10 protein-coding genes are annotated in these 10,749 nt (G+C 64.3%); 3 read left to right on the top strand and 7 right to left on the bottom strand.

Annotation, left to right across the window (positions count from 1 at the left end; translation table 11 throughout):
* From WCB02_RS39560 to WCB02_RS39580, 5 genes are all read right to left on the bottom strand, one after another.
* On the bottom strand, positions 1 to 1,466 hold a 1,466-nt coding region (locus WCB02_RS39560; protein ID WP_423967857.1), incomplete at its 3' end, for a flagellar protein.
* A 16-nt stretch (positions 1,467 to 1,482) separates the two neighbouring features.
* Positions 1,483 to 3,345, bottom strand: coding sequence for a flagellar hook-associated protein FlgK (flgK, locus tag WCB02_RS39565; protein ID WP_423967859.1), 1,863 nt, complete (start codon positions 3,343 to 3,345; stop codon positions 1,483 to 1,485).
* 45 nt (positions 3,346 to 3,390) lie between these two features.
* A complete protein-coding gene (locus WCB02_RS39570) occupies positions 3,391 to 5,232 on the bottom strand; it encodes a flagellar hook-basal body complex protein (RefSeq protein ID WP_423967862.1) in 1,842 nt (613 codons plus the stop codon).
* 180 nt (positions 5,233 to 5,412) lie between these two features.
* Positions 5,413 to 5,913, bottom strand: coding sequence for a peptide-methionine (R)-S-oxide reductase MsrB (msrB, locus tag WCB02_RS39575; RefSeq protein WP_423967864.1), 501 nt, complete (start codon positions 5,911 to 5,913; stop codon positions 5,413 to 5,415).
* Between the two features lie 145 nt (positions 5,914 to 6,058).
* Positions 6,059 to 7,549 carry an NAD(P)/FAD-dependent oxidoreductase gene (locus WCB02_RS39580; RefSeq protein WP_423967866.1) on the bottom strand — a complete coding sequence of 497 codons (1,491 nt, stop codon included), beginning with the start codon at positions 7,547 to 7,549 and terminating at the stop codon, positions 6,059 to 6,061.
* Positions 7,550 to 7,761: 212 nt separating this feature from the next.
* On the opposite strand from WCB02_RS39580, the gene WCB02_RS39585 reads away from it, so the two are divergent.
* Both WCB02_RS39585 and WCB02_RS39590 read left to right on the top strand, forming a co-directional pair.
* Positions 7,762 to 8,304 (top strand): SixA phosphatase family protein, encoded by a 543-nt coding sequence (locus WCB02_RS39585; RefSeq protein ID WP_423967868.1) that lies wholly within the window; start codon positions 7,762 to 7,764, stop codon positions 8,302 to 8,304.
* Between the two features lie 92 nt (positions 8,305 to 8,396).
* Positions 8,397 to 8,822, top strand: coding sequence for a universal stress protein (locus WCB02_RS39590; RefSeq protein WP_423967871.1), 426 nt, complete (start codon positions 8,397 to 8,399; stop codon positions 8,820 to 8,822).
* 44 nt (positions 8,823 to 8,866) lie between these two features.
* Here the strand turns inward: WCB02_RS39590 and WCB02_RS39595 are convergent, their stop codons facing one another.
* Together WCB02_RS39595 and WCB02_RS39600 are read right to left on the bottom strand one after the other, a co-directional pair.
* Entirely contained in the window at positions 8,867 to 9,460 is a 594-nt protein-coding gene (locus WCB02_RS39595) for a YdcF family protein (protein ID WP_423967874.1), read from the bottom strand.
* A gap of 99 nt (positions 9,461 to 9,559) precedes the next feature.
* The gene (locus WCB02_RS39600; protein ID WP_423967877.1) at positions 9,560 to 10,132 is read right to left on the bottom strand and encodes a hypothetical protein; all 573 of its coding nucleotides are present in this window, start codon (positions 10,130 to 10,132) and stop codon (positions 9,560 to 9,562) included.
* 141 nt (positions 10,133 to 10,273) lie between these two features.
* Here WCB02_RS39600 and WCB02_RS39605 point away from each other — a divergent pair, with 141 nt between their 5' ends.
* Positions 10,274 to 10,708, top strand: coding sequence for a hypothetical protein (locus WCB02_RS39605; RefSeq protein WP_423967879.1), 435 nt, complete (start codon positions 10,274 to 10,276; stop codon positions 10,706 to 10,708).
* Positions 10,709 to 10,749 lie beyond the last annotated feature (41 nt).

Below are 10,749 nucleotides of genomic sequence, written 5' to 3' on the forward strand. Positions count from 1 at the left end.
TCGATCTGCACCGTCGAGGTCGCGCGCGCAGAGCCGGGGCCGGAATTGCCGGTATACCAGGCCACCGTATCGGCCGAGCCGTTCACCAGGCTGGTCGCCGAGCCCAAGGGCGTGCCGGAGACCCGCAGCGGCGGCTGCAGCGCCGTAACCGTGCCGCCGCCGAAGCCGAGCGCTGCGAGCGCGGCCGGGTTCGAACTCGTGATCGAGAAGCTCGAGGCGTTGTTGGTGGTCAGCGTGACCGCGCCGCCATCGATGCTCGATGGCGTCGATGTGCCAGTGATCTGGTCGATTTTCGACAGCAAGGTCTGGACGCTGTCGGTAACGTTGAGCTCGTTGCCGGTCGCGCCGGAGGAGACGAAGGTGATGGGCGTGCCGTCGACGGTGATGGTATCGCCGGGGGCGAAGCCCGAGGAGAGCGAGTCCGTGCCCGACGTGCCCGACAGCGCCGTCGTGCCCGTGATCGGCGTGCCGGCTTGGCTGGTGGCGACGGTACCGGTGGCCGTGCTGTCGGTGTTGAAGAAATTATCTCCCGCCTCGACCGCCGATGCCGCCACCAGCGAGGTGCCAGCCAGCGTGCTGATCGACGAGTTGAGGGCCCCCTGCAGGTTCGCCGCCGTCGCCGCCGCAGTCGTGCCGATGGTGAAGCTGCCGGTCGGCGGCGGCGACGTACTGGTCGCGGTCAACTGGATGGATTCGCTGGTGCCGTCGGGCAGATTGAAGGTGTAGCTGATCTGATCGCCCGGATTCGGATTGGTGGGCATGGAGACCGAAATCGACTCCGGCGAGCCGGAGGGGCCGGTCACCGTGGCGCCGGTAAGCGACGAGGTTACCGAGCTCAACTTGAAGCCGAACGGGGAACCCGCGGCGTCCTCTGCCACCTGTACCGAAGTCGAGGGCGGCGTCGACGATGGCCCGGTGATTGCCAGGCGGCCAAGACCGTCGCTGCCGAGATCGGCCTGCTGGCGTTCGGCGATCACCTGGGTCAATCCGGCCTGCGTCGCGGTGCCGTTGAGAATGTCGCTGGCGGAGGCGACCGCCGGCTTGTTGATGGCCGAGCCGGAGAAGATGTAGCGGCTGCCGACCTGGGTGTTGAGGATGCCGACGAGGGCGGACAGATTTGACAGTGCAGTCTGCTGGCCGATGGTCTGTCCGGTGCTGGTCAAACTCTGCCCGCTGGAGGTGGCGGCACTCTGCACGTCGCCAGCAAGTTGCGAGATCGACTGCAGCGCGCTGTTGGCCGAGGAGATGATGGTGTTGACATTGGTCATCGTGTCGGTGAACGCGGAGATGTTCGCAAGCTGCGCCCGCGCCGCGATGGCAAAGCCTTCATCGACACCCATACCGGCATAGTTGGTCGATTTCACGCCGCTGGAAAGCTCGGTCGACAGGTTGGTGAGCTGCGTATTGATGTTCTGTACGGACAGGCCGAGCAGAGACGAGCCATAGTTGATGCTGCTAATAGACATGTTGAGCGCCTTACTCTCAAGCCTGGAGCAACGTCTGCATCATGCTTTGAACCACCGACATGATGTGAGCGTTGGCCGCATAGGTATTCTGCACCTGGATCAAGTTCGACATTTCGGCGTCGATGCTGACAGCGGCAGTCGAGTTGAATTTCTGCTGCAGCGTCGCGACGACGACACTCTGGCCCTGCTGCAATTGCGTCGCCGTCGTCGACGCGTTGCCCTGCTGGCTGACGAACTGCTGCAGGTAGTTCGTGATCGTGCCCGTGAACGGCTGTGCGGCCGAGCCGAGCCCGGTCTGCGGCGAATAGCTGAAGGTCCCCGACGTCAGCTGCGAGAACAGGAAGCTGGAGCGCGCATTGTCGCCGGCCGCCGTCGCCGGCGAGGTGCTGTAGTCGCTCAGCACCGAAGGATCGGCGAGCACCGCCGGATTCACGGTGATGCGTCCGGCATATCCCGTCATCTGCGAGCCGCCGGTGGTCTGGCCGCTATAGGGCGACGTCCCGTCGGTGAAGAGTGCCAGTTGCGGACTGCCGTTGGCCAGCGCGGTGGCCGTGGTTGTTGTCGATGCCGCGGTGAGCGTGGCAGAGCTCGATCCCATCGCCGTCAACGTCAGATTGGGAGCCGTGCCGGTGGCCGAGAACGTCAGGCCGCTGCTGCCCAGCGCCGCGTTCAAATTCGAGGCCACCGAGGCCGCGCCGAGCGAGAGATTGACCCCGACCAGCAGCGGATTGGCATTCGCCCCATTCTGCAGCGGCAGCACCGACGAATTGGCTACATCGACGATTGAGACCTGCTGCTGGGCGTTGGTCGCGGGATTGGTATAGGTCAGATTGATCGTATTGCCCGGCAATACACTCGACGTATTGACGCTGAACCCGGCTGGCGGACCCGTAACCGCCGTGCCGGCCGTGGTCTGATCGGACAGCGACGACGAGATCGAGGCCGCCAGCTGGTCGACCTGGGTCTGCGCCTGCACCAGGGTCTGGTCGCGCAGCTTGATGTCGGCCGCGATCTGGCCCGAGCCCAGGACATTGTTGGCGACCACGTCAATCGATGCGCCATTGGGCATCTTGATGTCGAGCGCTCCGACACCGGACAGGGACGGATTGGTGTTGTACAGCGAGTTCGCGGTCAGCGCGCCTGGCGAACTGTAGGTGAATTGCGAGGCGAGCCCCGCGCCGACGAGCTGGATGCCGGAATTCGTGAAGACGTTGGCCTGGTTCGAGGAGTCGGTCACGACCCTGATGTCCACCAGGCTCGACAGGTCGTTGATCGCGCTGTCGCGCTGATCTTCGAGCGTGGCTGCCAGCGGATCGGTCGGACTCAATCCCTGCAGCTGGGTATTGATCGAGGCAATCTGCTGCATGTCGGTATTGGCCTGCGTCGCAGAATTGCCGATGTCCTGATCGACGTTGGTGCGCAGTGCCTGGATGCCCTGTGTCGTCGAGTTCAATTGCTGGGCAAGCGACTGCGCCGCCGATACCGCGACGCTTTGCGCCGACGTATCGCTCGGGCTGCTGGACAGCGACTGCAACGCCGTGGTGAAGTTGCTGAGAGCGGTTTCCAGCGTGCCCTCGCCGCCGGGCGTGCCATAGACGCTCTGCAGCTGGTTCAGGATATTCGCAGTCTGGGTGGCATAGGCGCTGCCGGACGTCTCGGTACGCAACTGACTTTGTACGAACAGATCGAGCGTGCGGTTGACGCCGGCTGTCTCGACAGTCGAGCCGTAGCCGCCGCTCGCGACCTCGAGCTGATTCGGAACTTCCTCGACATAACCGGGTGTCTGCGCGTTGGCGACGTTCGACGAAATGATCGACAACGCCGCCTGGTTGGCGCGCAGGCCGGCCATCGCAGTGGCAAGGGCAGAACTCAAACCCATCTCAATTGCCCACCTTCAATGACATCAACAAACCGTGCCGATCGATCAGCGCAGCACGTTGAGGAGATCCTGGACCATGTCGTTGGCCGTCGTGATCACCTTGGTGTTGGCCGAATAGGCCTGCTGGGTCACGATCAGCTTGGTGAACTCGTCGGCGATGTCGGTGTTCGATCCTTCCAGCGAGGAACCGCTGATCGAACCCGACGCGCCAAGGATCGCTACGCCCGACTGGTCGGTGGCTTCATACGCCCCACCGTCGATCGCCTTCAGATAGTTGGTGCCGTTGAAGTGCGACAGCGTGACCTCAGCCAGATCGATGTTCTGCCCGTTGGAGAAGGTGCCCACCACGATACCGGAATTGTTGATCGCCACCGACTGAAGCTGGCCGGCGGCAAAGCCGTTCTGCGTGATGCCATTGATGGTCGCAGCGCCGCTCGTGCTTGCAAACTGCGTCAGCGCGCTGGAGGTGAAGTTGAAAGAGAGCGCTCCGAGCGCCTGGCCGTCGACGTTTACGCTGGGAATGCTGATCGATGTACCACTGGGAGACGCCAGCGCACCGCTGGAATTGAAGGTGAAGGGCGTGCCGACATTGACCCACGCCGCCTGCGTGCCCGTCGCAGACGTATCGGTCTGATAAAAAAGATTCCAGGTGTCCTGGTGTCCGGAGCCGAGCGAAGCGCTGTCGGTCTTGGCCCAGCGCAATTGCAGGTTCACGGGCGTTCCCGCCGAGTTGTAGACCGTCACCGCGCCGCCGCTGATGGATTCGTTGGTGAACGTCGAGAGGTCGTTGGCGGTCACGATACCCGTTCCGACGTTGGTGCCCGCCGCACGCGCCTGCGTGATCGAGCCGCCGCTGAGAGTGAAGCCGAGCCCCGTGAGGGCGGCCTTTGCGTTGGCCGTATCGCCGGTGATGGTCAAATCCGCCTCGGTGCCGGTGTTCAGAGTGATCTTACCTGCCGGTCCCGGGGTTGCTGTTGAGATGGACGCCGCCGGCGCGCCGGTGATCGTGTCGATCTTGTCGAGCAGCGCTTGCACACTGTCGGTGACGTTGAGCTCGTCGCCGGTCGCCCCGGAACTGACGAACGTGATGGTCGTGCCGTCAACGGTTATGCTGTCGCCGGCAGCGAACCCCGAGACCAGCGAGTCGGTTCCGGTCGTGCCCGACAGCGCCGTAGTTCCAGTGATCGCCACGCCCAACTGGTTATCGACGGCGGTGCCGGTGATGGGGGCGTTGACGAGCGGCGCCGCCGAGCCGATCAGCAAGGGATTGGTTGCGAAGTCGGCGGGGTTGATGCCGCCGTCCGCCGTGATGGTGCCGGCGAGCGCCGACGTGCTGGCCTCCGTCTGCGGCACGGTCGGAAGGTTCGCGGCGTATTGAATGGCGCTGGATGCCTGCGCCGGAATGAAGTTGTTCTGAAACTGAAGCACCTGGGGAACGTTGCCGAGCGGGTTTCCGGTCTTCGGATCGACCGCGACCCCCATCAAATAGTAGCCGGCGCCGTTGACCAGATTGCCGTTGGCGTTGACCTGAAAGTCGCCCCGGCGGGTGTAGTCGGTCACGCCGTTGAAAACCGGCGTGTTGTCGACCACGGCGGTGGGCGCCTGCACCGAAAAGAAGCCGTCGCCATTGATTGCCATGTTGGTGGCGACCGTCGAGGAGGAAACGGTGCCCTGGGTGGTGATGGTGGCCTGGGCGAACGCGGTCACGCCACCGGCCACTTGTTTGTCGGGCGTGGTGGAGTCGGGGATCAGATCCTCGAAGGTGGTGTCGATGCCCTTGTAGCCGGTGGTCGAGGCATTCGCGATGTTGCCGGAAATGTTCTGCAGCGCGAAAGACTGCGCCTGCAAGCCGCCCACCGCCGTCGTCAGCGCGTCGAAGATACCCATAACTGTCTCCACATTCCATACGGCGGCCGCCGATCGGCATAAGGCCCGGCCGCTACTCATGGAGACTGTCGCAAGCGTTATGCCAAGATCGAAAACACCATCATATCAGATGCTTAAATGAAAATGCCCCGGTCAGGGACCGGGGCGCTTTTGCCGGGTGGGGCAACAATTGCCGGGGCGTCAGCTCGGCTGCGGGGTGCCGGGGTGGAAGGTCAGCGCGAGGCCGTCCATGCAATAGCGCAGGCCGGTCGGCTTCGGTCCATCGTCGAAGACATGGCCGAGATGGCCGCCGCAACGGCGGCAATGCACTTCGGTGCGCAGCATCCCGAACGTCCGGTCCTGGGTCTCGCCGACCGCGTTGTCGAGCGGCTTGTAGAAGCTCGGCCAGCCGGTGCCGCTGTCGAACTTGGTTTCGGAGGAAAACAGCGCCAGATCGCAACCGGCGCAAGCGAAGATGCCCTTGCGGTGCTCTTTCAACAGCGGGCTCGACCAGGGGCGCTCGGTACCTTCCTGGCGCAGGATGCCATACTGCTCCGGCGTCAGTTGCGCGCGCCATTCGGCATCGGTCTTTTCGACCTCGAATTTTTCGGCGGCCTTGGCCGGCGAAAGGCGCAGCCAGCGCAAAGCGGCAACACCGAACACGCTGGCAACAGAAGCGAGCAGAATGCGGCGGTCGATCATGATGGTCTCCATGCGGCACAAATCCGGGTGGCTCGCCTGAAATACGGTGCCCGGGGATGGAAGTTACATCGGACGGCGGGAAAGTTTCTCACATTCCCGAGACCCCCCTCTTCCGGCCGACCCTACCAAGCGGATGTGGCCGATCTCAGACGTCTTCAGCTCCGCCATGATCTGCCGGAGCCGGCGGCTCGGGATGGATCGGCATCGGCCGCCGTGGCGGCGATCGTCCCCTGCCCGATGGCGAACGACCGACGGGAGACGGCCGGCGCGGTGATGGCCGCACACCGGCTTGGCGATTGTCTTCGGCCAATCGCGCCTCCCGGAGGAGTTCCTGGGCCCGCACCCGTTCCCGGTGACGGGCCAGCGCGCCCGCCGCGGCAGAACTGCTCCGCCCCCATAGACCCACGAGATGTCCGGCGACGCGGCCGATCGGGCCGCCTGCCCAGACCAGTTCGAACGGCGAGAACAACCGCCAGCGTTCATCACCCCACAGAATGCTGCGCGCGATCAATTGGCCCGCTATGGCCGCGGTATTCAGGCCCTGGCGGCCAAAACCGCTCGCAACCCACAATCCGCGCCGCAACTGCCCGATCTGAGGCATGCCATGCACGGTCTGTCCGGTGACGCCCCCCCAGACCTCCGCGATGTCGGGCCGGCCAAGCCGGGGAAAGATGGTCTGGATCCGGCGGGAAATGGCGGATGCAAATCGCTGCGGCCGCACCTCCCAGGTGGTTTCCGGACTCGTCCACATCAACCGGTCGCCATCGACGACCCGGAAATGGTCGATGCCATCGGTATCGCGCACCGAACCCTTGAACGCGATGACATCGGCGAGTCGCCCGCCGAGCGGAACCGTGACGCCGGCGTAGCGCCATACCGGCAATAACGTATCCGACAGCCGCCGCAGCGGCGCGCCAAGATGGACATTGCCGGCAAGCACGATATGCGAGGCGCGCAACCGCGCCGACGGTGTGACGATCCGCTTGCGAATCCCGGAGGCGTCGATGCTGACCACCGGCGTATCCTCGAAAATCCGCGCGCCCGCCCGCTTCGCCAGCGCGGCGAGGCCATGAACATAGCGGCGGCCGTCGATCTGGAATGCCGTCGGGTAATAGATGCCGTGAAAATACCGGTTGGTGCCGAGTTGCTCGCGCACCCGATCGACCTGCCAGCCTTCGACGTCGGTCTCGAAATCCTCGCGCAGCATCTGCAGCCGGCGCAGCAACTGGTCGCCATCATCAACGTTGGAGACTTCAAGCGCCCCCTCGGTCAGGCCCATGCCCGGAATCACATTTTCGCTGGCCAGCGCCCTGACGAATTCGGCGCCCTGCCTCGACAACGACCACAATTCGCGGGCATTCTCCAAGCCGACACGCTCGATCAGTTGCGGAAGCGGCAGGCTGTAGCCCGGCATCACGGTGCCGAGCTGGTGGCCCGACGCATTCCAACCGAGTTGCCGGCCCTCCAGAACGGCGACGCTGGCGCCCATCCGCGCAGCCTCCAGCGCCACCGTCAGTCCGGCCAGGCCAGCTCCGACCACGCAAATATCGACGTCGAGATCGAACGAAAGCCGTGTGCGCTCGCGCAACGCTTCGGCATCAGGTCCGTCGTTGCGGGTTGTGGAAGTCTCGCTCATGCCGTTTTCTTAGGGACCCTTCGACGCTTTGTCACCTTGTCCTGACCCTGTGCCTGTAGAGTTGCGCCGATAAACTAAAGCGTTTTCCGATTACCTTGAGCCGGAAAACGCTCTAGTTGCCCTTTATCAATCGCATTTTCTTCCGGAGAGCCGGTGTAACCCTTCCGGAAAATGCTCTAGTTGAGACGAGACACGAATCGAGATTGCCGCCCATGCGCCGTTTGATGCTGCTGCGTCACGCCAAGACCGAACACGACGCGCCCTCCAGCCGCGATCAGGACCGTCGTCTCGACGAGCGGGGCCGCAAGGACGCCGCCGAAATGGGTAACTGGATCGGACGGCATCCCCCGTTTCCCGATGCGGTGCTGGTTTCGCCGGCCGTCCGCGCCAGGCAGACCTGGGAAATGGTCTGGGAAACCGTGCAGGACCGCGTGCCGCAGCCGCAGGTCGAATTCCCAGCGGAACTTTATGGCGCCGATCCAGCGCAGCTGCTGCAGACCATTCACACCGCAGCCGCCTCCGACCCGAAACAGCTCCTGGTGGTCGGACACAATCCCGGAATGCATGAATTGGCCTTGGCACTGGCCGGCAGCGGAGAACCGGCGGCGCGGCAGGCGCTCGCCGACAATCTGCCGACCACGGGCCTCGCGGTGTTCGAGTTCGCGGTCGACGACTGGGACGACGTGGCATTCCGCCGCGGACGGCTGGTTCTCTTTGTCACGCCGAAACTCCTGAAGCAGACTCCGCAGGACTGAGGCAAGAGGCCGCCTTATCCGGCTGGTTTTTTCCGCGACAGTCCTATGCCAAGTTCTGCAGGCATAGTTCTTGGCGGCGAGGAGGCGCGCGGATGTTCAAGTCCATTCTGGTGCCGATCGATCTCGCGGACACCGATCTGGCGAAACCTGCGATCGCGACGGCGGCGACGCTGTCCCAGACCTGGAACGGCGTCGTGCGCCTGTTGAACGTGCTGCCGATGACGCCGGTGATGCTGGCCGAATATGTGCCCGCTGATTTCGATGTCCAGCAGCGCCAGGCCTCCGAGGAGGCGCTCGCCATCGTGGCGCGCGAATCCGGCATCGAGCCGTCGCGCGTCTCGATCATGGTACGGCACGGCGGCATCTATCACGAGATCCTCGAGGAAGCCGCCGTCGTCGGGGCCGACCTGATCGTGATGACGTCGCACCGCCCGGCAATGCGAACCTATTTCCTCGGCTCCAATGCCGGCCATGTCGTGCGCTACGCCAAGTGCTCGGTGCTGGTGGTGCGGCATTAGAAGAACGATGGGAGCGCCGATCGTGACGGCACGTGTCCTCCCGCTCACCTTTCCGGCCATTCCGCGATCAACCCCCGCGCCCTGTAAGGTTCGATCTTGTCCCATTCGCTGAGCACGCGGCGGCGAAACTCGGGATCGGTGTGCCAGAGCGCGCGCGGCACGGCGAAACTGTCGATGGTGTGCAACATCTTGTCCACTTCCACCCAGTGCCGGTGCAGCGTCATCGGGTAGCGGCGCGCGGTCCAGCTGTTGCCGAGGCAGATCACGCTGCGGACGTTTTTCAGCCCCAGCGCGGCGTCGATGATCGGCAGTGAGAAGATCACGTTCTCGCCGGTATTGGTGGCGCGATGTTCCTCCAGAATGCGATCGGCCGGAATACCGCCTGCGACCATCGGCGGCTTGATGATGGCGCATTCGGACCGATCCGATCCCGCCGTCACGCCGCCGCTGACAATCGACCAGCGGAAATAACCGTCGTGCCAGAGCCTACAGGCCTCGCGGGCGCGGAGCTCGGCATCTTCCCGCGTGCCGAACACGAACAGTAGATCGGCGGGCTTGAGCGGCGTGGCGATCAGGTGCCTTGCGTTGATCTCGGCAATCTCCGCCTCGCTCGGCAAGCGGTGACAACGATCGTCCATGGCGCGCTCGTCGGCAGCTTGAGAGGTGCGGCGGCACGATGGCGCGGGCGGGCCGATTCCCGAACTCACAAATCGTTGCATTTGATTGCGCAGCAAACGCTACGGCAGCAAGTTGTCCGGAATCCGCGTGAATGTATAGGCGAGCGGCCGGTTGCGCCTGATGAAACCGCCGACCTGCCAGCCGAACAGCGCCGCGAAGCCCACGAGAAACAGCGCACCGGCGAACTCGCCGGTCGCAAGCGCGCGGACCAGCAGTCCGGCCATCAGGGTTGCGACCACGACTAGCAAGGCCACGCCGGCGGCATAGGCGTTGCGCCCGAGACCGCCGCTGAGTTCGGCTCGGCTGCCGGCCTTCGCCATCCGCTCGTGGAGCCCTTTGATGAAGCCGCGATAATCCTTGTCCTGCGGCGCCATCAGCGCCGCGGTCTGCCAGGAGGTCGAGAGGATGATGAGGCGCCGGCCGCCCGCATGCCGAAGATCAGCACGAAAGCGGTGCGCCTGCATCGACACCGGCCGGTAGGACAGCCGGATCGCGGCGATGTCGGGATAGGGCCATACGCCGGACCGACCGGCGAGGTGCCACGACAATCCGGCATCGGTCAACTCGAACCGATGCGCGGCGCCGATCAGCGACGCCTTGAAGGCGTAGCTGACGATGGACGCATCTTGCAACGCTATCGTCGCCGGTTCCTGCAACTCGTCAGCGTCCTCTGCCAGCCAGTTGCATCGGATACGGTTCCAACCAACAATTGCCTCACAGGCTTGGCTCACAAGTGAGTCATGCCCCGTGAGCGAAGCATGTTATAGGGATTCATGGCCGAAACGACGATTTTTCCGCGCCGCCTGATTCTGGGTGGTGCGATGATTTCAGGGATGCTGCTGGCGCTCGCGGTGCACATGCTCGGCGCGCGCTATGGCCTCGACCTCGGCGGGTTGTGGGAAAGCGATGCGGGCGAATTCATGCCGGCGGGAGCGGCGATCGCCTGGTGGCTGATCGCGACGGTAGCGTTTTCCGGCGGCTATTTCACGGCAACGCTGATGCACAGCGCGGTCTCCGGCCAGATTCCGCAACGGATGCGGCAATTTCTGATCGCAATCGGCGTGCTGCTGCTGGCCGGCGCAGGCCAGGTCGCCGCCGCACCAAGCCCGGTCCCGACCGTCTCCAGCGTGCTGGCCGGGGTCGCCGCGCTGTGCCTCGGCGCGGCGATGGCGTTCTGCGGAGCGAATTTCGCGCTGCGCAAGGCGTGAAGCGCGGCGCTGGCTCAATCCGGCAAGCCCGAGATCCTGAT

Origin of the sequence: Bradyrhizobium sp. (assembly GCF_049581145.1) — a bacterium.
Classification (GTDB): domain Bacteria; phylum Pseudomonadota; class Alphaproteobacteria; order Rhizobiales; family Xanthobacteraceae; genus Bradyrhizobium.